The sequence below is a fragment of the Mesorhizobium sp. M0011 genome, from assembly GCF_040324155.1.
Classification (GTDB): Bacteria; Pseudomonadota; Alphaproteobacteria; order Rhizobiales; family Rhizobiaceae; genus Mesorhizobium.
The window spans coordinates 43,237-63,411 of sequence record NZ_JAMYVQ010000016.1; the positions used below are offsets into that span (position 1 = coordinate 43,237).

Genomic DNA, 20,175 nt, shown 5'->3' on the forward strand with positions numbered 1-20,175 from the left:
AAGCCGGCCGATGCTTAAGTATCGCCGACACGTTGGTCTACTATAATATGGGAGACCCTTCTGTCCTTATTGACCTTGCAGTAGCCGCAGAAACCTTTTCATTTCTCGGCTACGTCACGGACAATCTCAGAAGGAGAATAAGATGAACCCCCACGATACACAAAGTATTCGCGCCGGCAGCAATTCTGAAGGTCGCCACGGCGACAGTGACCCATCCTTGCCGAGAACCGGCACTGCGATTGCATTGTCATCCCCCTCCCGGCGCGGTTTTCTCTCCCTGTCCGCAGCGGCGTCCATTGCAACGCTGGGCGCGACAAGCACGTTCAGTCTGCTTCCGGCGCAGCCGGCAGCGGCCTCACAAGAAGGCGCAGTCTACCCATTTCAGGTCAATGTCCCCGAAGAAGCACTTGTCGATCTTCGCCGGCGCGTACGGGCAACGAGGTGGCCTGCCAAGGAAACCGTGCAGGACGAATCCCAAGGCGTGCAGCTGGCCAATCTGCAGAAGCTCGTGCGGTACTGGGGGACCGACTACGACTGGCGCAAGGTGGAGAAGACGCTCAACGCCCTGCCGATGTTCCTCACCGAGATCGACGGCCTGCGCATCCAGTTCATCCACGTCAAGTCCAAGCATCCGAATGCGCTGCCGCTGATCATCACGCACGGCTGGCCAGGCTCGATTCTGGAGCTTCTGAAGGTAATCGGTCCACTCACCGACCCGACCGCACACGGCGGGACCGCCGAGGATGCATTCGACCTGGTTTTGCCTTCGATGCCAGGCTACGGGTTCTCGGATCAACCGACTGAACCTGGCTGGGATGCCGATCGAATCGGCCTGGCCTGGGACGTTTTGATGCGGCGCCTGGGATACAAACATTACGTCGCCGCCGGCGGCGATTGGGGCTCTGTGGTCTGTGATAAGATGGCCCATCACGCACCGGCGGGTCTTCTTGGCATCCATGTCAACATGCCGGCGACCGTACCCCCCGAAGTTGCCAAATTCATGCGCGCCGGCGATCCGGCACCGGATGGTTTGGCTGCCGATGAAAAGGCAGCATACGACCAGCTCAACACCTTCTTTGCGAAGAATGGCGCCTACGGCAGCATGATGACCACCCGGCCACAAACGGTGGGCTATGGGCTGTCAGATTCGCCGGCAGGCCTGGCCGCCTGGATGTACGACAAGTTCGCTCAGTGGACCTACAGCGGTGGCGAGCCTGAGCGTTCGCTCACCAAGGATGAGATGCTCGACGACATCACGCTCTACTGGCTCACCAACAGCGCGATCTCCTCGGCACAACTCTACTGGGAGAACAATGCGAACAACTTCAACGCGGTGGACATCGCGATCCCAGCGGCGGTCACAATTTTCCCCGGCGAGATCTACCGCGCGCCGAGAAGCTGGACCGAGCGCAGCTATCACAAGCTGATCTACTTCAATGTCGTCGATAAGGGTGGCCATTTTGCACAATGGGAAGAACCGGAACTGTTCTCCGCCGAAATGCGAGCAGCGTTCCGGTCCCTGCGTCAACTGACGTGAGAAGCCGGCGCGCAGTGCGCGCGCCGGCCACCACCGCGAGGCGAGGCCATTCGGCAAAAGCCATATTCCGAACCAATCATCGCAGCCCAATCGGCTTGGCCTTCATGGCCGCGCCTTCACATGGAGAACATTGCCGTGACCAAAATCCGCTTCGCTCAGATCTCGCTCGCAATGCTGATCGCCATCGGCCCAGCCGGTGCCAGCACTGTTGGGACCCCGCCAAGCAAGCCGGTTGCGGCGGCTGAAACCCTTGCCGCTTCCAATCCCGCGAAACCGACGATCGTGCTCGTCCATGGCGCCTTTGCCGATGGCACGGGTTGGCAGCACATCATTCCGATCCTCCAGCGCGACGGCTACCCCGTCATTGCTGTGCAGAACGCGTTGACCTCGCTTGCCGAGGACGTCGCGACAACCAAGCGAGTGATCGAGGCTCAAAAGGGTCCGGTGGTCGCCGTTGGTCACTCCTATGGCGGCGCGGTGATCACCGGTGCCGCGGCGGGGAACTCAAACGTGAAGGCACTCGTCTACATCGCGGCCTTCGCGCCTGAAGCCGGCGAGGCAATAGGCGCGCACACAGGGAAGTATCCATCCGCCCTCGGCCACGCACTCAGGTCCGATGCGGCGGGCTTCGTCACCATCGACCAAGCGCAGTTTCGCGACCTTTTCGCCAAGGACGTTGGGGCGGCGGAAGCCAGCGTGATGGCAGCGGCGCAGAAACCCATCATCGGTAGCGCGTTCGCTTCGTCCGTAACGGGGGCGGCCTGGAAGACCATCCCGTCCTGGTACCTAGTCGCCAAGCAGGACAGAGCCATCAATCCAGATCTGGAGCGGTTCTACGCCAAGCGCATGGGCGCAATCACGGCCGAGATCAAATCCAGCCACGTTCCGTTCGTCTCCCACCCGAAAGAGGTGGCACGGTTGATTGAACAGGCGGCAAGCGCCCCGGCGAAATAGCCGACCAAGCCATATGTGAATCCGAAAAACGACAACAAAGGAACATTCCCATGGACAGGCTATTGACGGCAGTACTCGATGCGCATGGTGGATTGGAGAATTGGGCCAAAGTCACCAAGATCACCGCACAGATGTCACTGGGCGGCCCCTTCTGGGGAGCAAGGGGGTGGCCGGACGTATATTCGGACCAGACAGTCACGATTGATCCCCACCGTGAGCACATTACGTTCGCGCCTTTCACCGGGCCAGACCGTATGTCGCTGCTGGAACTCGACCCTGAGCGTGTTGCGATCACAACACTCGAAGGTGGGTTGGTGGAACAGCGTATCAACCCGCGCAAATCGTTTCCGACAGGCTTCATCGATGCCAGCACGCCGTGGGATGCATTGCAAGTGGCCTATTTTACCAGCGCGGCTGTCTGGAACTATCTCACGGGGCCGTTCGCATTCACCTATCCTGGCGTCGAGGCGACGGAAATAGCTCCGTGGAGCGAAGATGAGCGGAACACCTGGCGTCGGCTTGCCGTCAAGTTCCCGGAAAGCATCGCGAATCACAACGCCGACCAGGTCTTCTACTATGACCAGAAGTTCATGCTTCGGAGGATGGACTACTCGCCTGACGTGACAGGCAGCCCGCCTGTTGCCCACTACACGTATGACCCGAAGAGATTTGGTGGTTTCGTGTTCCCAACACGAAGGCGCGTCCTTCTGCATGATGCCAACGGCGTTGCCAACCAGGAATTCGTGCCGATCACCATCGAAGTCACCGATGTGACGATCGACCGGGCATGATCGCGTGAACGGCGAGGATTGAGCAATGGACATGACCAGGACGTCCGAGACAATCGACCACCGTCGCCGAAATTTCTTCGGCACGGCAGCAGCCACGGTAGCTGCCGTGCAATTTATCTCGATGGGTACGACAGACGCCTGCAGCAAGGCCGCCCCGTCTGGAACAATGCCTACGGGGAAATCTTCATTCGGCGTACTGAAGCAAGTCGATGCCGGCCTGCTGAACATCGGCTATGCCGAGGACGGCCCTGCCGACGGTCCGGCAGTCTTGCTGCTCCATGGCTGGCCGTATGATATCCACACTTATGTTGATGTCGCGCCATTGTTGGCGTCGGCCGGTTACCGCGTGATCGTCCCCTACTTTCGCGGCTATGGTACCACGCGCTTTCTGTCATCTGCGACACTTCGGAATGGCCAGCAAGCGGCTCTCGCCGCCGACGTCATAGCCCTGATGGATTCGCTGAAGATTTCGACGGCGATTTTCGGGGGATGTGATTGGGGAGCGCGGACGGCCAACATCGTTGCGGCGCTCTGGCCGGAACGTTGCAAGGCACTCGTGTCCGTCAGCGGCTATTTGATCGGCAGCCGTGAATCCAACAGGATGCCGTTGCCACCCAAAGCTGAACTTGCCTGGTGGTATCAATATTACTTCGCCACCGAACGTGGGCAGGCAGGATACGAGAAATATCGGCATGATTTTGCAAAACAGATCTGGCAAATCGCATCGCCGCGGTGGGACTTCGACGAAGCCACATTCAATCGCACGGCGGCAGCCTTCGATAATCCGGACCATGTCGCCATTGTAATCCACAACTATCGCTGGCGTCTTGGCATCGCTGACGGCGATCCGGAACATGACGACCTGGAAAGTCGGCTTGCCGCGGGTCCGGTCATCACTGTGCCCACCATCACCCTCGAAGGTGATGCCAATGGCGCCCCGCACCCGGAGCCTGGTTCCTACGCCAAGAAATTCCCGGGCAGATATGAGCACCGGACCATCAATGGCGGCATCGGACACAATCTGCCCCAGGAAGCCCCAACGATCTTCGCCAAGGCGATCATCGACGTCGACGCCTTCTGAACGACCGACCGGCCTGGTCAGGCGTTGGTGACAAGTCTCTCGTGACTGCATCGGGTTCAAAAACAGGCGCCATTGCCGGCGCAAGGAACAAGAGGACAAACGACCATGAGCATTTCTGCGAACGGGACAGCTGTCGTGACAGGCGCGTCTTCAGGTATCGGCGCGATTTACGCCGATAGGCTGGCACGCCGAGGCTATGATCTGATCCTTGTCGCTCGTAGCCGTGAGCGTCTCGACGAATTGGCAAACCGCCTCATCGGTCAGACTGGTAGGACGATCGAAGTCCTGCCTGCGGATCTTAATGACCGAAATGATCTCGGCCGCATCGAAACGCTGCTCAAAACGGACACCAGGATCACGATGCTGGTGAACAACGCAGGTATCGGCGCCACAGAGCCACTGCTGGCGTCCGATGTGGACCGAATGGACGACATCATCGCCCTGAACGTTACTGCACTGATGCGGTTGACGTACGCTGTTGCCCCGGCACTTGTGAGCAGAGGTGGCGGGGCGATTATCAACCTCGCATCCGTTCTGGCCATTACCCCCGAGATCCTGAACGGTGTCTACGGCGCCTCAAAGGCATTCGTCCTCGCCCTCGGGCTTTCGCTTCACAAAGAGCTCGGGGGAAGAAACGTCCGGGTTCAAACCGTGCTTCCGGGGGCCACGGCAACCGAATTCTGGGAAACGGCCGGGATGTCGTTGCACGATCTTCCTGGTGAAGTGGTGATAAGGGCCGAGGCAATGGTCGAAGCTGCACTAGCGGGTTTTGACCAAGGTGAATGGATCACCATCCCTTCGCTTCCCGATATCGCGGACTGGGACGCATACGAGAGCGCTCGCAGAACGATGATGCCTCATCTTTCGCTCAAGGTTCCCGCTGCCCGTTACGGCATCAGCTCCGATAACCACACACAAGTGGCGTGACCCGGCCCACATGATCTCGTGATGCCTGACCTAACATGAAGCCCGCCTGGAGATGCAGTTGCTGATACGAAGCAGCGAATTCCAGTCCGTGCCGAGAAGCTTGATCAGAGCGCGCGCCTCAGGTTCTGAAATGCCGACTTCTTCAGACAAACGCCGGGCAAGCAGTTGCTGATTGCCTTTGACCACACGCCCATCGCCTTCCTTTTTCATCGGCTCCTCCCTTGGGAAGCCAACTTACGGCATGACCTTTCGTCTCACCGAATAAGAAAAAAGCCCGCTGCCCCATTCGCGGCAGCGGCGGGCCGTCCCAGGGATAACGGGACTCGCTGGGGCGTTGGTTTTCCCCTGCTGTCGCGGGCGATGCAAAACAGGTGCCACTAGGGTGAACCAACATGGCACAGCTTGCGGGCGGCGATAACATAGCGGCGACAATCTAAGAATCGACCGCTATGCATCAACCTGGGACAGGAAAGTCCCAACGGCAGGTCAACAGCCTTCCGTGGTCTTTTTCATCTGGCCAGGAGCAGGTTTCGTCGGGCTCCTTCCTGAGGTGTATCTGTGAGAAGTCATGCCGTCGCTAGCTAAGTCTGCGGTCGGGTTCGTCAAGCAGTGATCGGCATCGAGCACGGGTAATAGGCAGCTACGCAACTGGCTATCGATTGATTGGTGTCTGAGGCTATTTGCTCGGCAGTGGCGCCTTGATTGGACCTGCTCATTCACCGCCTTGCTCGGAGCATTGAATATCGAGACCTCCGTTAAACGCCTTGTTGAGCTTGTCCCAATCGGCGAACGAGACCTTCATGTTATTGAAGTCGAAGACCGCAAACCGTTCGTGCGGCCGATTGCTCATGACCGAGATGAACATGGATATTCCGGCTGCTGCTAGTTCGGGAGGTTGCCCCACAGCTCTAGCTTGCACGTAGGCCATCATGACATTGATGACTGAATTCACTCCGATGCCGTTCTCCTCAATAGTCACCTTTTTTGGACCGGGTTGCGCGCGAGTGCCGTTGACGTAGAGATTGCCGTCGGCATCGGCAGCAAACTGCCACCCTTCCTCATCATCCCGGCCATTGGTCGACGGAACACCCAAAATCTGGCTGCCGCGGAACCAACATTCCATGGCGTAGGACATCGTTGCCTGCTGGGTCAGATAGTCCTGCGCACTTTGGGCATGTGCCGAGACTGCCAGCATGGGAAGAGTTGCAATGAGTGCAATCAAGCCGCGCAGGAGCACTGTCATTTCGACGCTCCTTCCGACGTTTTGATCCTGCTTGCCCGACCGCTCCTCCATGCGAAGAATGCTATGGCGGCCAAGATCAGGTCGGCGATGGCCCAAATCTTCATGTCGGTGAAGGCGCTGGCGGCGATGAATGCAAACAGGCTGCCGACGACGAAAATGATCGCCGAGACAAGCGGCAGGCCGAAGGCAAAGGCGCCGCCGACAAAGAACAGCAAACCGACCAACAAGCCAACAGACCCAGCGCCCGCTAGATCATGGTTGGCCGCGATGCTTCCGCCCGTCGCGACCGCGCAGGACTGCAGCATCGAAATCATCCCAAGCAGAATTCCGATAATTCCAACTGCAATTTTCATATCAATCCCCCTGAAGCTTCGAAACCGGTTTGCTTAGAACCTGAAGCAATCCCCACAAGGAATAGGGGACTGCCAGTCCGTCGATTGTCAAGCCGTTTATATTGCTTTCTTGCCCACAATGAATGTGCGCAAGATCATTGGTTGGAATCTCCGCAAGCTGCGAGCTGAGCAAGGTTTGTCGCAAGAGCGGCTGGCATTGGCGGCGGAGATTGATCGATCTTACGTTGGCCGCATCGAGCGCGGTTCGGAGAATGTAACCATCGATACGTTGGATGCCTTGGCAATTGTCCTTGGTGTGCCCGCCGCAGCTCTTTTGGTCGAGCCTGCCAAAGGGGCTCGGCAGCCTATGCCGTTGTCGTCCGGCAGAAAGCCGAAGCAAGCCTAAAGGGGCTGACGAATGTACCCCTGTGCCCTGTGCAGCGGAGGGCATCAGTATTCCTCCGGCAGCATGACGGTCATTACGCGAATGGTGACGGCTGGGTCGGAGGCATCTGGCGAAAGGTTCGCCAGCGCCCGGTCGTAGTAGTCGATTTTCCACAGCAGTTGCCGATCGCCGACGTACAGCAGAGCGCAGTCGTGGGTGTCATAGGGATCGTTGTCCTCGTTGAACGCGTCGAAGTTGGCGATGGCCAGTAGGATGGCGCCGATCTCTTGGGCAGGCAGTGCAGCGACACCGGCGGTCATCACGATGCGGCCCCCAGCGCCGGTCTGGCGCAGTAGGTCGTTTAAGGCCCGAGTGCGCGCGGTTCGATCAGCTGCCGATAGCCGACCGACGCGCTCTGTTGAGCATGTCATGAGGTGGTTCCTTCGAATTGATGAGTGATTGAGGGTGGTGGGCCGGGACGAACCCGGCCCGTTTGCAAGGCCGCTTATTTCTTCGCCAGCTCGCGGGGGTGGATCAGGCCGAGCTGGTAGTAGCTGCGGTCGACCTGCGGGGCTTCCGGGTAATCCCTGAATTTCAGCGTGAAAATGCCCTTGGCTTTCGTCTTCATGATCCGGGCTTCGAAATATCCCTCATCGGGTCCTTCCGATGCCAGCACGACATCGCCAACAGCCAACCGAGCCCAAAGGTCGGGCGAACCGCCATCGCCGCCGCCATCGCCTGAACCGCCCCCTTGGCCCTCATCGGCATGGCCCGCCACTGCCTCAGGCGAGCCCGCTGAAGCGTTTTCGGGGCTGTCGTGGTCATTCGCACCGGCCGAGTGGGGCCGAGGCTCGTCAGCGACGCCCGCAAGGGTCACGATGCGGGTGTAAAGCTCCCCCTTCACGAATGGCACGAAGGCCTTGCCGCTGTCGAATAGTTTGCCCGCTGGTAGCCGCATGACGATATCGGTCGCTTCGCCGGGTTCGACACGATGCGAATGCATCCCCATCAGCCTGGCCGCACCTTCCGCTGCTTCGACATCCGGTAGCAGGAACACTGACGCGTGGGCCTTGCGAGCATCATCCCTCCCAAAGACGATCAGTGACCGGGTGGTTTCGGAGGCGACATTCATTCTCCCGCCCTCAGAAAAGCGAAGGGGGCCAGAAGGCCCCCTTCGAAGTGATTTTCATGCGGCCGCCAAGGCGTTTTCGGTCGCTGCTCAAAGGTCATTTTTCATCTCCTGTTAGGTCTGGCCCAGCCGCGAAAGCCGACGCAGCTTGCATCATCAGCATACAGGATTATATTCCTATTTGTCAATACGGATCCGGGGGTCCGGCATTCGCGGGATCGCATCGGCGGGATCGAATAGCTATCAGATCACCTCGTGTTCGACGGCCTCACGACCCCCGCAATTTGGCACCCGAACGTCAACGACAGCGTGATGCGCAGACTCGAATTTCTTTCTACTTCTTATCCGGAGATGCTTCTTCGTTTCGGTAATGCGTAACTCGGTCTGCAGGGACAGAGCCCTGATCAGCACAACGAATAAGTAGTCAGCTCCAACGTCCCAACCTTGTTGCATCACGCGAGCAAGGATCATGGCAGGAATCCATTTCACACAAGGGCAGCCCTTACCATCTTCGAGCTGTTCGCGAGGACGCCGAATGAATTTGCCAGGTTTTCTGACCATTGATTGCCGAGGTCAACATGACACCCATTGATCCGGAATTCGTCCATTGTCACATCGAACACCTCAATAAAGCCGTCCGGCACATCGATCTGGGGTGGAGACGACTTAACCTCCTGTACAAGTAGGTCAATCAGATCGTTGCGCTCGGTGATTTTGCGCAGCGCTGGCGTGACGCGTCTAGAGTTTGGCATCTCAATTCTCCTTGCTTGTGGAAGTCGCTTTCAAAGCGATGCGGAAACCGTGATCGACAAGGAGGCTTGTGCTGACGACCTCAAGCCCGACCTCGCGTTCCCTAATAGTGACCTCGTTAGCAAGCCCGAGCATTGACGTTAGGGACCGGACGAACGTGGCAGCCGTCACCTTGCCACCAGTCCGACCGCTGCTCACGAGGATGCCCCTAATAGACAGGATCGATGGGCTCCCTGAGTTTGTTAGGTATCGTGAGGTCGATGGCTACCCCTTCCGCACCGTCAAACTCGACGCACGACTGAAATCGGACGCCCTTCTTGCCGAGATCCTTCACGTTGATTTTCAGCTCAAGTGCTGCGACTAGAAAACGACAAAACTCGTGCAGCTCGATGTGAGGTTCGTCTTCCAGCAGCAACTCGCCGAATACGTCCACCAACAGCCAGTTCAACCCGTAGTGGCAGGAAGCAGGCTTGCCCCGACTGATAAATCCGTCCGATACATGCTGCAGCAACTCAGCACGACCCGATCCGGGTACGTAGCCGTAAGCCCGCGCGCCCCTCATCAGCGCCTGAAAATAGGTCACGGCTTGTTCAGTCACTTGGATCTGTGGCTCTCGATGCAGCATGCAGCTTTCAAGCCAGCTGAGAAATGGATCGAGTCGCAAAATCAGGCGAGGTCGATCAGTAGTTACCATTTTGGTCTCCTTTGTTGACGTTGCCGACATCCTTCTCTGCGTCAGTCGAAGACTGGGAGCGCAGTGTGTAGCGGTCTTCGGAATTGGCTGCCGAGTTGAGGGAGGTGCCGGTCTAGCCGAGCAACTCGGCTTCGCGACGATCATCCCCAGTGTGAGGGTGGCGGTTCGCCGACCTCTTTCCTGTAGAGCTCGGTGTACTGGCCGTGCTTGACTGTAACTTCACAGCGGAAGCCGTAGTGTTCCCGAAATCTCTTCGTACTTCTGAACCTGATTTCGCCGTCGCGCTCCGTGGCAACAATGCGCTTCTGCAGCCGCAACGACCGCAGCAAGAGCGCAATAAAGTCCTCCGCACCAGCGCCCTGCCTGTCGATCACCCGGGCTAAAGCCTCGGCCGAGAGCCCAACGACGAGGGGCGAACAGCGCACCTTGCGATTCTGGGTAGTGATAGTGTCGAAAACAGCAGAAAGGTAATCACCCCAAGGGGGTTTTCTGAACCAGCCGTATCTGAATTCCTGCGCGATTGAATCGAAGCAGGCAACTTCACCGCCGCTGATCATCCTTGGCTCGTGCGTTTTCACCTGCTCGACCAGCCAATCGATAAGTTCGACTTGATCGGTGATCTTGCGGATCTGCCTTTTGCAGCAGGTTGTTGGCATTAGGTATTCCTTTCATGGATTTCTGATGCGCAAAGCGCTTTACCGACATCGGAAATTGGAATTCGCGAGTTGGACGCGTTGCGAACGACTAGCTCAGTTCAACGGGGCTGCGGACGAACCTTCCGCTCGGCCTCGCTCGAAGCTGAAGTTGTCATCACGCGTCCTCACAGTTCAGCGCGGAACGAACCTCTTGGGCTTGAGAGAAACATCGATCTTGACGCTGCGGTGGCGTTCGAAGGCTTTGCGTGATTTGGCGTGCAATCCAATTTTGTCTTGCCAGTACTCGACCTTGTCGTCGCCGCGGTGTCCGAGGAGGTAAATGAGCGCGAAGAGACAATGAATCCGAAGCTCGCTTTTCTTCCGGACATCGACTGGGCAAGCTGCCATGTCACCAATAAGTTTTTGGATGTTTTTGCTGCAGGAAACTAGGGACTCCGACTGGTTCACACGGTCAGTAAGTGCTTCAAGGAAGTCATCCTTGGATCCGTCGAAGTGCCACCAGCCGGTTTCACCAACCGCCATCACAATCTCATCGAATTGATCGACCCAACCTTTCGGCATCATTACCTGCGGCTTCGAATTTTTAACCTCTTCTCCCAACCAATCAAAAAGTCTGGGCTGGGTGCTGATGACCTTTAAGGACTGCTTTCCGGTGGCCGCTATCTCGTCGGGAATGTTGTGCTTTGCCATGGGGTCTCCTTGAGCATTGGGGATCCGGCGGCACGCCGGTTCATCCGTTCTGGTGAGTGATGGTGGTTGGTTTGCTCGGAGCCGAGCGCTCTACATTTCGTCTGCCGGCATGTGTGGTTAGGTGAAGGCGATAGCTGGTCATTGCTAGCAACCGGCCGGGTGGTGATCCTGAGCCCGCCCCTCGCTCTAGAAAAAGCGGGCTTTCGGGACGCGAACATCGAAGTCCAAGCTCAGGCCGTCCGCTATCGGGAAAGGCTGACGGCTAATGAAACGGACGCGCTCGTAATGGCGCTCGACACGAAACTGCGGCTTCAGTTCGAGCAGCTCAAGCAACAGACTGATCAAACGGTCCGGTTCGACATAGCCGCGGTTCTGAATGCTGAGAGCCATGATCGCGCCGTGGATGAACAGCGATCCAAGCGACATCGTGCGAGGGTCGACGTTGTCGGGGATGCCTATCAAAGCATCGTCTCTCGGGCGTAGCGCGGAGTCGAAGGCGTTCGAGTCCGTTATATCCTGAACCAGCGTCCGGAATAAGCCCACGTAGGTATCCGACACCGTCAACGAGGGCCAGTTCTGATCCCACCGATCCAGCAGAAACTCGACCAGGGCGAGAGGGCCTGTTCGAAAGATGATCTGAGCTTCGTTATGCATATTATCCATGGTGTTCTCCTTGTTGCGCTTGGAATTTGCGCGCACAGCGCTTTACTGGCCGGTGGAATTGGATTCCGGCTGAGCGATTTCGGTGGTGGTGATGAGGAATTTCGATGAGGCCGGGCAGAAGTGAGCGAGGGCCTCACTGGATATTGGCGGTAATCAAAGGGGCGATGGCTGACCTATCGATGAACACTTCAAAAAGGGGCGATGGGTGAGTTGTTGATGAAGGCGAGGTAGTTGGTGGGTGCAAAGGGGTAGTTGGCGGGTAGTATGGTATATGTACTGCAAAGGGGTAGTTGGCGGGTAGTATGGTATATGTACTGCAACAGCCCCCTTCGAATTCCGCATTTCCAATTCCCGTGAACACTTCAAAACGCCGGTGGCTATCCCTTTTTCCTCGCCACAACCTTGCCTCGAAGCACCATCATTCCGCTCAAAAATGATCGCTCCCGCGGTCGCATCCTAAGCATCCAAGTATCGTGTTCGAGCTGCGCAGCTTCGGGCACCTTGAAAGGCCGGCGATCGGTATTTCCTCGCCGGTCCCAGATCGCTTCGCGTCCATCTACCGTCGGCTTCACGCTGTACCCGATGGCGTTGGCAAGCGATGTGATCGGCTTGACCTTTACCGGTCGAAATTTCCGACCGACCATATCTGGAGGGGCGGGCCGACGAGGCTTCAACACGCGTCGCACCTCCTTCGCATCGGCCTCAACGGCGATCGCTAGATGCAGGTGAGGAGCCCACCATTCCCGCTTATCCGCGTCACGATCGTAGGCAATGTCCACCGCACCGATGACACGAGCCGCCTTCCAGTTATCGGGAGCGTCACGCAACCGACGACGTAGGCTCTGGAACAGGCCATCGACCGACAGCTCGTGCAACTGGCCAGGTTGGAGGAAGTAGGTCGGGTCCACGATCGTGACGAAGTGCAGCAGTGCAGGCGAACTCTTCAACAGTCGCCTGGTCTGCCGCACCACGCGGTTCAATTCCTTGCGCTCGCCGAAAATACACGCAGCCGAGCAGGATGAATGAGGACATTCAGAACCGCGACAGCGCTTCAGATGCTTCCACTTCTTTTCGTCGACGCCACCGCGGGCAAACCTGGCCAAGCGCGCTTGCTGAAGGCGCGCCAGCTCCTCCTCAGTGAGTACCTTCTGCACCTTCAAACGGCGCAACGCCTCAGCATCTCGTGCGGCCTGAGCGTCAAATCTCTCGGGCCGCTTACGCATTGTCATGCTCATCGGAACGAGCTTCTCGACGTTCGAACCAATCCGCCAGGCGACGGAGAAGAGTAGGCAGGGGGAGATCGTTATCCAAGGGCATCCTGAAGCTACCCCGTCCGAGCGTCCCATTGCAGACAATGATGCAGTCGGAATCCTCCCAGTTCACCCTTGGCGCAAGGTCCCGCTCGTCGTCATCCGCGTTCGAAACGATGGCCGGCTCGATATGCCCCTGATCGTCACAACGGTCGTCGAGCCCGTCCTCACAATCGCGGGCTGCAACAAGTCGCTCGCGGCTTTCTACATGAGCGTTCGAGGTGGTTGGGCTCGCCGCTTCGACCCTCGCTTCGCGACGAGAGGTAGCGGCCGCTTTACGGCACCCGCGCAACGTCTTCGTGCTGGCCCATTCCGCGAAGTCTTCTGATTCAATCCCTTCATGCAGCGCATGAAGCAGCATTGCCGCATAGTCCGACGCAACCTTGTGATCGTCCTCCCGCTGCGGCTTTGTGATCAGGCGCACAGCAAAAAGTGCCGGATTGTTTGCTGACGGACGGCGTTTCAGGCTCGCAATATAAGGATGGTGCATAATTGCGGGCATCGCTTCTTCCCCGTCCTTCGCGACGGCCAACAGCAGGCAATAGGCGGGGATCAAAGCCACGAGCTTGTCACGCCATGAACCGAAGAAAAGCTGGTGAGCGTCCGCATCCAAACACACATCGACGGCACGCATCAGTGCTGGTCGGTCGAGCACCGCGCTCGGCGAAGTCCGACCAGGCTCGACTGCCGTCTTAGCAATGGCAACTTCGGATGAACCGAAGTTTTGGGTATCCGCTTTGGACGCTCCTGAAGCGATCAGCACGAGCCTCCGAGGCCCATTGTGATCATCCGCAATGTGACGGGGGATCATTCGGCACCCCCCGTCTTAGCCTGATAAAACGCATCAGGGTTTTCTAGAAACAGTTCGATCTCACCGAGCCGCCAGTAGCTCAAGCGACCGTACTTCACTGACTCTGGCGCGCGCCCGGCAGCCACCTTGGCGTACCAATTGGACCTGCTCATCGGCACAAGGCCGTTCGGGCCGATAATGGATTTGAGGCGAACAAGCCGCCCATTGACGAAGTTCATTCTTCTCTCCGCGGTTGGTTGCGGCGAGACACATAAACTTCGGAAATCCTGTCAGGACGAATTCGGTTTAACTAACCCGAATTCCGGTTAGGAGGTCGATGGCTCTGCCCTAGCGCTGTACTCTAGCTCATCAACAGCTGTTGTAAGCCAACTGTTTATGGCATCTTCCTCGAGTTTCAATCCTTCAAACTCTAATAAATCTCCAGCAATTTTTTGCGCAGCTCCAGATCTGTGACCAGGACGATAGCGGTACTTTTTGATGGCTATACCCAGAAGTATTTTTAATAGGCTCCTCTTCGATCGAGTAGGAATCCTATCAAAGTCATCAGAATTCTTAAGCCGCGCGTTTTCTGCCAGTAGCTCCCTGATCTTTTCGTTCAGCATCGATATCTCGACTTTCAGGAGCTCGCCCTCCGAGTAGTGCAGCGACGCTATTTCGTGAGGTAGGTTCATACCGAGACGTTTTCCTAATCCGGACAGGTCCGATGGTCGAATAGCCTCCGTGAGGTCACCCAGCAAAATTGCTCTGCGGAACTGCTCCATCCTCATCTCATAATCTTGCCGAAAAACTGACTTACGAGCTCTTGCAAGAGTCGCTGAGGAAACTATGCGCGGATCCTTTCCTAACGACAGCGCCACAGCCTCATCAGCAGACCAAGACGGCATCGCCAGCCAATGCCGGAAGTCAGCATCGGCGGCAGGCTGCGAAAAGAACGCCCACCGGTCTAACTCCAACGCGCGCGCTACAGCCTCGGCCCTCGCGTTGGCAGCCATCTCGCGTCGCTTGCCGTTTGCGATCTCAAGCAACTGATCATCGTCCATTGAGAGCAGGTCGCCTTCATACCCGCAGGCATCGTCGATATAGCGCCGCCAGCGTTCGCGCTTACGTTCATCCAGGCTTAGCGAGCAAAACTGTTTCGACAGAGAGGCCAATGCTTCCGCACGTTCTTGGGGATCTGCCCACATCGAGGTAGACCTAAAAGGTAACTCTGCACGAACCAGATCTACAACTTCGTCGCTGACGTCTGGCTTTTTGGCCGCCTTCATCGCCTTGAGCACTCGCTCCCTTATGCGCGTTGTATATTTTGGAAAGCGCAGATCCAAAAGGAAGTCGACCTCAGAGTGTTTGCCCATTGTGCTATTCCTGACTGCCCTTAGCCGAAGGGACCGTTCGCTCAGAACCCGCGACAAAGTCCGCCCAAGCTTGCATCATTTCGCGTCGTTTTTCCAAGAGATCGCCTCGCCGGTAGGCCGCCTCAACCTTATTGGCGATTGTATGCGCCAGCGCCATCTCGGCAACCTCGCGCGGGAAGCTAGTTTCCTCTGCGGCCCAATCTCTAAAAGATGATCGAAAGCCATGCGCTGTTGACTCAATTTCCATGCGCTTAAGGATCGCTAGGAAAACCATATTCGACAAAGGCCGGTCGCCGGCGGCACCGGTGAAGACAAATTTGGCATCGCCCGAGATATTCAGCGCAGATTCTAAAATCTCCACGCAACGATCTGACAAGGGTACGCGCTGCTCTCGCTTTGCCTTCATTCGTTCTGCGGGCACCGTCCATAGCTTGGCGCCAAAATCGATCTCAGACCACCTGGCCTGTAGGACCTCGCTTGTCCTAGCGGCGGTGAGGATCAAGAACTCAAACCCCCACTTGGCCATTGGGCCGCTGTTCGTATTCCTGAGAGCCTTGATGAAAGCCGCGACCTCGGAAGACGGGATGGTTGCGAAATGCTTCTTTCCGTCTCCCTGTTTCGGAAGTCCCTTGGCTATTCCGTCAATAGGGTTGTCACCAGTTCGATAACCCGCGGCTTTCGCCCAGTCCATGATCGTTCCGATCCGCTGTCGAACGCGTCGGGCCGTTTCTGGCTTCTTCAACCATATGGGCGACAAAACCCGCAACACGGCCGGCGTGTTGATGCTGTCAATCCGGTAGTCGCCTATCATAGGAAAGGCGTACTGCTTGAGGGTGTTGATCCACTGCTGGGCGTGCTTTGGGTTTTTCCAGCTAACCTCATGCTCCGCGTGGACGATTTCAGCGGCTGTCGCAAAAGTGGGAATGACCTTGCGGCCTTCACGGCGAGCCGTGAGCGGGTCACCACCCTCCCTGGCAATCTTCCTAAGGGAGCCGGCTGTTTCTCTGGCCTCCGCCAAACCGACAAGCGAGACGCCTCCCAACCCTATGTCCCGCCGGCGTCCTTGGACGACCACCCGAAGTATCCAACGCTTGGCGCCTGAAGCGTCAACAATCAGATAAAGCCCATTTCCATCGGTGTATCTGCCGGGAGAAAGCTTCTGCTTGAGCTGGAGAGCGCTAAGTTGTTTTTCCGGATGCTGACCCTGGCGCTTCATCGACGATTCTTGAACCTACCCCACATTTCGCCCCACAACGTACTACGGATTTGTTTGAACCTCAATCGACATCGCTGGACAGCCGAAACGTCATAACCGTTTGTTTTGATTGCAAAAGTGGACGTCATTGGACGTCTCTGACCACCGCGTTGGCGGGCGCTCTCTCCGCCAATTTGCACCCCAGCCGGAGTTGCCTGGAGCCGGCGCCCAGGGCACACGGACCAAGGCAATCCTCGTCGAGCGCCACGGAGGACCCGACGTTCTGCAGCTTGCGGAGATCGGCTTGGCGCCGCCATCGCGTGGCGAGGTCCAGATCCGTCACACAATCATTGGGGTCAATTTCATCGACGTCTATTGCAGGACCGGCTATTTCGACCTCCTGCAGCCGCCAGGCGTTCCGGGCATGGAAGCCGCCGGTCTCATCGCAGCGGCCGGCCCGGAGGTTTCAGGCTTTTCAGTCGGCGACCGCATTGCCTATGCATGCCCGCCGGTCGGTGCCTACTGGCGCAGGCTGCCGACGCTCATCGCGATCTCGAGGCCAGGAGGACAACCAGGGCGCTTGTGCTGAAGGTGTGATAGTGTTGCCCCGGTGCTGTCATATTCTGAACAGGGCCGAATACCGGAGAATGGCAGCAAAACGGTCGATCATCTCGCCCTAGATCACCGCTTCCTCGAGGAACGGCTCGTTGCGCTCTATGCGCTCGTAACAGAACGGCGACAGATCGAGCGTCTGGAAAGCCCCGTGAACGATGAGTTCTGAAACTCCCCGGCCCACGGCTGGCGACTGTTGCAGCCCGTGCCCCGAAAAGCCGTTGGCAAACATGAAATTGGTTACCTGCGGGTGGAAGCCGACGATGCCGTTGTGGTCGAGCATGTTGTACTCGTAGTGGCCGGTCCAACTGGTCTGGACCTTGAGGGCATCGAAGGCCGGGACGCGATGCCAGAGCGCCGGCCAGATATATTCGTCGAACTCTTCATACTGCATTTCGAAGTCGTCGTAGCCGGCCGGCCCGTCGCCCTGCGGGGTGTTGCCGGTGAGAAAAAGCTCGCCTTCCGGGCGCACGAATGTACCGGAAAGGTCGATGACGTTAGGCATCCGGCCAGGGATCGGATTGGCGCTGGCGAAGACGAAGCTGTAGCGCTTGTACGGCGCGACCGGGATCGACAGGCCGGCCATGGCTGCGACCTGTTGCGCGCGCGGACCCGCGGCGTTGACCAATGTTCCGCAGGCGATCGTCTGGCCGGTCGCGAGGCGCACTGAGATGACCCGCCCGTTGGCGATGCCAAGCTCCGTCACGGCATTATCGATATACTCGACACCGCTGGCGCGGGCGGCTCGGCGGAAACCGTTCATCAGCCCCATGGAATCGAACCAGCCCTCTTCCCGGGCCCCCCAGGAACCGCCGCCGAGATCATCCACGTTGAGCCAGGGAAAGCGATCCTTCAGCGGGCCTGGCTCGAGGAAGACAGTGTGAGCCCCGAGACTTCGCTGCAGGTCGACGCGCTCGCGGGCCGCTTCGACGCCGTCCGGGGAGCAGCAGTAGAGATAGCCGTGCTCACGAAAGCCGAGATCGGGCGCCGGCTCGTCCTTGTAGAAGGGTGCCATGCGCTCCTGGAAGGTGCGGATGACCTCGATGCCGAACTGGCTGATCTTCACATTGATCGGATTGGAATATTGCTGCCGGATCGCGCTGGTGGACAGCGCTGTCGATGAAAACTCGTAACTGCTATCGCGCTCGACCACGAGGATCGATGCACCGCTGCCCAGCGCCTGGCTCAGCCAGTAGGCCGTGGACGAGCCGACAACCGCTCCGCCGACGATGACGATGTCGTAGGCGTTGCGCGATGGCGCTTTGTAAGGCGGGATCGCCATGGCTCCGACTCCAAGCTACTGGTTGAACAAAGCGATCAGGGCATCCGAGCCCCGCGCAAGAAGGCCAAGGTCCGAACCGACGGCAACCATGGTGAAGCCTTCGGCAAGGTAGCGGTCGGCATCGGCCCTCGCCGGCGCCAGGATGCCGCTTGCCTTGCCTGCCGCCGTTGCGGCCTGACGCACGGACGAGATTGCCTCCTGGACATGTGCCGCGCTGGGATTGCCCATCGCGCCCATATTGGTGGAAAGATCGCCGGGACCGACGAAGAGAACGTCGACGCCGTCGACCGCCGCGATCTCGGCGGCATTCGCCACGCCCAATTCATCCTCAATCTGCACGGCGAGAAGCTGCTGCTCACGCGCCTTAGCGTGGTAGCCGGCGATGCGGCCGAAGGCGTTGGCGCGGTGACCGACCGAGAAGCCGCGAAATCCGCCGGGCGCATAGGTCATGGCCGCGACGATGGCGCGGGCCTGATCGGCGGTCCGTACATTGGGGATCATCAGGCTGCGTGCGCCGATATCCAGCGCCTGCTTGATCAGATTGGGATCGTCGGAGGGCAGCCTGACGACAGCCTCGCTGTCGAAGCCGCCCATCACCTGAAGCTGCGCCATGATGCTGCGCAGATGGTTGGGGCTGTGCTCGCCGTCGATCAGCACCCAATCGGCTCCGGAGCCGGCGACGATCTCCGTGGTGAGCGCCGAAGCCAGCGAGCACCAGATGCCGATGTGAGCCTGGCCAGCCGCTGTGGCAGCTTTCAGCGTGTTGAGGCGTTCTTGCATCTTGCCATCATCTCCAATCATCTGGATTGAAATTTGTATGATGTCCTATATCATATGGCTACAAAACGCTGCAAGATGCGATGTACGGACTTTCGAATGGGAGCTGGAGAATGAGGATCGGGTTCATCGGGCTTGGCGTCATGGGAGCACCGATGGCGCGCCACCTGGCCGATGCCGGGCATGAAATCGTCACCGTTCTCAATCGCTCCCCTCTACCGCAGGGCCTGACCGCATCGGTCGTCGCGTCCGCCGCCGAAGTGGCACGGCGGTCCGAGATCATCATCACCATGCTGCCCGACACGCCTGACGTCGAACGCGTCCTGTTGGGCGAGGACGGCGTCCTGGAAGGACTGTCAGCCGGCAAGCTGGTCGTCGACATGAGCTCGATCAGCCCCATCGCCACGGCGGCGTTCGCGGCGAAACTGCGAGAGAAGGGAGCCGGCTACCTCGACGCCCCGGTCTCGGGCGGCGAGGTCGGCGCCAAGGCGGCAAGCCTCACCATCATGGTCGGCGGCCCGGCCGCCGAGTTCGAGCGGGCGCTGCCGATCTTTGAGACACTCGGCAAGAACGTCACTTCGATCGGCGAGCAGAATGGCGCCGGGCAGACCTGCAAGATCGCCAACCAGATCATCGTCGCGCTCACCATCGAGGCCGTGGCCGAAGCGCTTGTCTTCGCCAGCAAGGCCGGGTGCGACCCGACGAAGGTGCGCGGCGCCCTGATGGGTGGCTTCGCCGCTTCACGCGTCCTGGAAGTGCATGGCCAGCGCATGATCGACCGGACCTTCGCCCCAGGCTTCCGCATCAAGCTCCACCAGAAGGATCTCAACCTGGCGCTTGACAGTGCCCGCGTCCTTGGCGTGGCGTTGCCGAACACCGCCATGGCGCAGCAACTGATGAATGCCTGTTCAGGCCATCCAGGCGGCGCCGAGGCCGATCACTCGTCTCTCGTCCGGGCGCTGGAGATCCTGAGCGGCCACGAACTGTCAAAAGAAAAGGAGTAA

At 58.5% G+C, this 20,175-nt stretch carries 25 protein-coding genes; 9 read left to right on the forward strand and 16 right to left on the reverse strand.

Annotated features, from left to right (window positions below; translation table 11 throughout):
* The first annotated feature begins 142 nt into the window (after window positions 1–142).
* The 5 genes from NKK51_RS18275 to NKK51_RS18295 all read left to right on the forward strand — a co-directional run bounded on the left by NKK51_RS18275 (window position 143) and on the right by NKK51_RS18295 (window position 5,290).
* A complete protein-coding gene (locus NKK51_RS18275; protein WP_352554178.1) occupies window positions 143–1,537 on the forward strand; it encodes an epoxide hydrolase family protein in 1,395 nt (464 codons plus the stop codon).
* 171 nt (window positions 1,538–1,708) lie between these two features.
* On the forward strand, window positions 1,709–2,491 hold the full coding sequence (locus NKK51_RS18280) for an alpha/beta fold hydrolase (RefSeq protein WP_352554179.1): 783 nt from the start codon (window positions 1,709–1,711) through the stop codon (window positions 2,489–2,491).
* A gap of 50 nt (window positions 2,492–2,541) precedes the next feature.
* Window positions 2,542–3,282: a hypothetical protein gene (locus NKK51_RS18285; protein ID WP_352554180.1), complete on the forward strand. Its 741-nt coding sequence runs from the start codon at window positions 2,542–2,544 to the stop codon at window positions 3,280–3,282.
* Between the two features lie 25 nt (window positions 3,283–3,307).
* A complete protein-coding gene (locus NKK51_RS18290; RefSeq protein WP_352554181.1) occupies window positions 3,308–4,363 on the forward strand; it encodes an alpha/beta fold hydrolase in 1,056 nt (351 codons plus the stop codon).
* A 105-nt stretch (window positions 4,364–4,468) separates the two neighbouring features.
* Window positions 4,469–5,290 carry an SDR family NAD(P)-dependent oxidoreductase gene (locus NKK51_RS18295; RefSeq protein WP_352554182.1) on the forward strand — a complete coding sequence of 274 codons (822 nt, stop codon included), beginning with the start codon at window positions 4,469–4,471 and terminating at the stop codon, window positions 5,288–5,290.
* A 30-nt stretch (window positions 5,291–5,320) separates the two neighbouring features.
* Here NKK51_RS18295 and NKK51_RS18300 read toward each other — a convergent pair whose 3' ends face one another.
* Both NKK51_RS18300 and NKK51_RS18305 read right to left on the reverse strand, forming a co-directional pair.
* Complete coding sequence (locus NKK51_RS18300; protein WP_352554183.1) at window positions 5,321–5,500, reverse strand: hypothetical protein; 180 nt, start codon at window positions 5,498–5,500, stop codon at window positions 5,321–5,323.
* Window positions 5,501–6,002: 502 nt separating this feature from the next.
* Window positions 6,003–6,533, reverse strand: a complete 531-nt coding sequence (locus NKK51_RS18305) for a hypothetical protein (RefSeq protein WP_352554184.1) — start codon at window positions 6,531–6,533, stop codon at window positions 6,003–6,005.
* 63 nt (window positions 6,534–6,596) lie between these two features.
* On the opposite strand from NKK51_RS18305, the gene NKK51_RS18310 reads away from it, so the two are divergent.
* Together NKK51_RS18310 and NKK51_RS18315 are read left to right on the forward strand one after the other, a co-directional pair.
* Window positions 6,597–6,923 carry a hypothetical protein gene (locus NKK51_RS18310; protein ID WP_352554185.1) on the forward strand — a complete coding sequence of 109 codons (327 nt, stop codon included), beginning with the start codon at window positions 6,597–6,599 and terminating at the stop codon, window positions 6,921–6,923.
* Between the two features lie 81 nt (window positions 6,924–7,004).
* On the forward strand, window positions 7,005–7,271 hold the full coding sequence (locus tag NKK51_RS18315; protein ID WP_352554186.1) for a helix-turn-helix domain-containing protein: 267 nt from the start codon (window positions 7,005–7,007) through the stop codon (window positions 7,269–7,271).
* Between the two features lie 44 nt (window positions 7,272–7,315).
* Here NKK51_RS18315 and NKK51_RS18320 read toward each other — a convergent pair whose 3' ends face one another.
* From NKK51_RS18320 to NKK51_RS18375, 12 genes are all read right to left on the reverse strand, one after another.
* The gene (locus NKK51_RS18320; protein ID WP_352554187.1) at window positions 7,316–7,570 is read right to left on the reverse strand and encodes a DUF3768 domain-containing protein; all 255 of its coding nucleotides are present in this window, start codon (window positions 7,568–7,570) and stop codon (window positions 7,316–7,318) included.
* 185 nt (window positions 7,571–7,755) lie between these two features.
* Window positions 7,756–8,382, reverse strand: coding sequence for a hypothetical protein (locus NKK51_RS18325; protein ID WP_352554188.1), 627 nt, complete (start codon window positions 8,380–8,382; stop codon window positions 7,756–7,758).
* Window positions 8,383–8,864: 482 nt separating this feature from the next.
* Window positions 8,865–9,131, reverse strand: coding sequence for a hypothetical protein (locus NKK51_RS18330; protein WP_352554189.1), 267 nt, complete (start codon window positions 9,129–9,131; stop codon window positions 8,865–8,867).
* A gap of 206 nt (window positions 9,132–9,337) precedes the next feature.
* Complete coding sequence (locus NKK51_RS18335) at window positions 9,338–9,823, reverse strand: hypothetical protein (protein WP_352554190.1); 486 nt, start codon at window positions 9,821–9,823, stop codon at window positions 9,338–9,340.
* Between the two features lie 140 nt (window positions 9,824–9,963).
* Window positions 9,964–10,479, reverse strand: a complete 516-nt coding sequence (locus NKK51_RS18340) for a hypothetical protein (protein WP_352554191.1) — start codon at window positions 10,477–10,479, stop codon at window positions 9,964–9,966.
* Window positions 10,480–10,650: 171 nt separating this feature from the next.
* Window positions 10,651–11,169 carry a hypothetical protein gene (locus tag NKK51_RS18345; RefSeq protein ID WP_352554192.1) on the reverse strand — a complete coding sequence of 173 codons (519 nt, stop codon included), beginning with the start codon at window positions 11,167–11,169 and terminating at the stop codon, window positions 10,651–10,653.
* Between the two features lie 186 nt (window positions 11,170–11,355).
* Window positions 11,356–11,832 (reverse strand): hypothetical protein, encoded by a 477-nt coding sequence (locus tag NKK51_RS18350; protein WP_352554193.1) that lies wholly within the window; start codon window positions 11,830–11,832, stop codon window positions 11,356–11,358.
* 377 nt (window positions 11,833–12,209) lie between these two features.
* A complete protein-coding gene (locus tag NKK51_RS18355) occupies window positions 12,210–13,067 on the reverse strand; it encodes a hypothetical protein (RefSeq protein WP_352554194.1) in 858 nt (285 codons plus the stop codon).
* Window positions 13,048–13,905, reverse strand: coding sequence for a hypothetical protein (locus NKK51_RS18360; RefSeq protein ID WP_352554195.1), 858 nt, complete (start codon window positions 13,903–13,905; stop codon window positions 13,048–13,050). Before NKK51_RS18360 ends, NKK51_RS18355 begins: the two co-directional genes overlap by 20 nt.
* Window positions 13,906–13,949: 44 nt before the next feature.
* On the reverse strand, window positions 13,950–14,171 hold the full coding sequence (locus tag NKK51_RS18365) for a helix-turn-helix transcriptional regulator (RefSeq protein ID WP_352554196.1): 222 nt from the start codon (window positions 14,169–14,171) through the stop codon (window positions 13,950–13,952).
* Window positions 14,172–14,258: 87 nt separating this feature from the next.
* Entirely contained in the window at window positions 14,259–15,305 is a 1,047-nt protein-coding gene (locus NKK51_RS18370) for a hypothetical protein (RefSeq protein WP_352554197.1), read from the reverse strand.
* A gap of 4 nt (window positions 15,306–15,309) precedes the next feature.
* Entirely contained in the window at window positions 15,310–16,521 is a 1,212-nt protein-coding gene (locus NKK51_RS18375; protein WP_352554198.1) for a tyrosine-type recombinase/integrase, read from the reverse strand.
* A 283-nt stretch (window positions 16,522–16,804) separates the two neighbouring features.
* Between NKK51_RS18375 and NKK51_RS18380 the strand changes: the two genes are divergently transcribed.
* Window positions 16,805–17,089 (forward strand): alcohol dehydrogenase catalytic domain-containing protein, encoded by a 285-nt coding sequence (locus tag NKK51_RS18380; protein WP_352554199.1) that lies wholly within the window; start codon window positions 16,805–16,807, stop codon window positions 17,087–17,089.
* Window positions 17,090–17,176: 87 nt separating this feature from the next.
* Here NKK51_RS18380 and NKK51_RS18385 read toward each other — a convergent pair whose 3' ends face one another.
* Together NKK51_RS18385 and NKK51_RS18390 are read right to left on the reverse strand one after the other, a co-directional pair.
* Window positions 17,177–18,394, reverse strand: a complete 1,218-nt coding sequence (locus tag NKK51_RS18385; RefSeq protein WP_352554200.1) for an NAD(P)/FAD-dependent oxidoreductase — start codon at window positions 18,392–18,394, stop codon at window positions 17,177–17,179.
* 15 nt (window positions 18,395–18,409) lie between these two features.
* Window positions 18,410–19,174, reverse strand: a complete 765-nt coding sequence (locus NKK51_RS18390) for an HpcH/HpaI aldolase family protein (RefSeq protein ID WP_352554201.1) — start codon at window positions 19,172–19,174, stop codon at window positions 18,410–18,412.
* 110 nt (window positions 19,175–19,284) lie between these two features.
* On the opposite strand from NKK51_RS18390, the gene NKK51_RS18395 reads away from it, so the two are divergent.
* Entirely contained in the window at window positions 19,285–20,175 is an 891-nt protein-coding gene (locus NKK51_RS18395) for a 2-hydroxy-3-oxopropionate reductase (protein ID WP_352554202.1), read from the forward strand.

Coding starts and splice junctions, on each gene's coding strand:
- NKK51_RS18355 (WP_352554194.1), bottom strand. CDS start 13,067: ATGAGCATGACAATGCGTAAGCGGCCCGAGAGATTTGACGCTCAGGCC.
- NKK51_RS18320 (WP_352554187.1), bottom strand. CDS start 7,570: ATGACCGCCGGTGTCGCTGCACTGCCTGCCCAAGAGATCGGCGCCATC.
- NKK51_RS18375 (WP_352554198.1), bottom strand. CDS start 16,521: ATGAAGCGCCAGGGTCAGCATCCGGAAAAACAACTTAGCGCTCTCCAG.
- NKK51_RS18315 (WP_352554186.1), top strand. CDS start 7,005: ATGAATGTGCGCAAGATCATTGGTTGGAATCTCCGCAAGCTGCGAGCT.
- NKK51_RS18330 (WP_352554189.1), bottom strand. CDS start 9,131: ATGCCAAACTCTAGACGCGTCACGCCAGCGCTGCGCAAAATCACCGAG.
- NKK51_RS18325 (WP_352554188.1), bottom strand. CDS start 8,382: ATGAATGTCGCCTCCGAAACCACCCGGTCACTGATCGTCTTTGGGAGG.
- NKK51_RS18385 (WP_352554200.1), bottom strand. CDS start 18,394: ATGGCGATCCCGCCTTACAAAGCGCCATCGCGCAACGCCTACGACATC.
- NKK51_RS18345 (WP_352554192.1), bottom strand. CDS start 11,169: ATGGCAAAGCACAACATTCCCGACGAGATAGCGGCCACCGGAAAGCAG.
- NKK51_RS18295 (WP_352554182.1), top strand. CDS start 4,469: ATGAGCATTTCTGCGAACGGGACAGCTGTCGTGACAGGCGCGTCTTCA.
- NKK51_RS18365 (WP_352554196.1), bottom strand. CDS start 14,171: ATGAACTTCGTCAATGGGCGGCTTGTTCGCCTCAAATCCATTATCGGC.
- NKK51_RS18290 (WP_352554181.1), top strand. CDS start 3,308: ATGGACATGACCAGGACGTCCGAGACAATCGACCACCGTCGCCGAAAT.
- NKK51_RS18305 (WP_352554184.1), bottom strand. CDS start 6,533: ATGACAGTGCTCCTGCGCGGCTTGATTGCACTCATTGCAACTCTTCCC.
- NKK51_RS18390 (WP_352554201.1), bottom strand. CDS start 19,174: ATGCAAGAACGCCTCAACACGCTGAAAGCTGCCACAGCGGCTGGCCAG.
- NKK51_RS18370 (WP_352554197.1), bottom strand. CDS start 15,305: ATGGGCAAACACTCTGAGGTCGACTTCCTTTTGGATCTGCGCTTTCCA.
- NKK51_RS18310 (WP_352554185.1), top strand. CDS start 6,597: ATGGCGGCCAAGATCAGGTCGGCGATGGCCCAAATCTTCATGTCGGTG.
- NKK51_RS18275 (WP_352554178.1), top strand. CDS start 143: ATGAACCCCCACGATACACAAAGTATTCGCGCCGGCAGCAATTCTGAA.
- NKK51_RS18395 (WP_352554202.1), top strand. CDS start 19,285: ATGAGGATCGGGTTCATCGGGCTTGGCGTCATGGGAGCACCGATGGCG.
- NKK51_RS18335 (WP_352554190.1), bottom strand. CDS start 9,823: ATGGTAACTACTGATCGACCTCGCCTGATTTTGCGACTCGATCCATTT.
- NKK51_RS18340 (WP_352554191.1), bottom strand. CDS start 10,479: ATGCCAACAACCTGCTGCAAAAGGCAGATCCGCAAGATCACCGATCAA.
- NKK51_RS18350 (WP_352554193.1), bottom strand. CDS start 11,832: ATGGATAATATGCATAACGAAGCTCAGATCATCTTTCGAACAGGCCCT.
- NKK51_RS18285 (WP_352554180.1), top strand. CDS start 2,542: ATGGACAGGCTATTGACGGCAGTACTCGATGCGCATGGTGGATTGGAG.
- NKK51_RS18280 (WP_352554179.1), top strand. CDS start 1,709: ATGCTGATCGCCATCGGCCCAGCCGGTGCCAGCACTGTTGGGACCCCG.
- NKK51_RS18300 (WP_352554183.1), bottom strand. CDS start 5,500: ATGAAAAAGGAAGGCGATGGGCGTGTGGTCAAAGGCAATCAGCAACTG.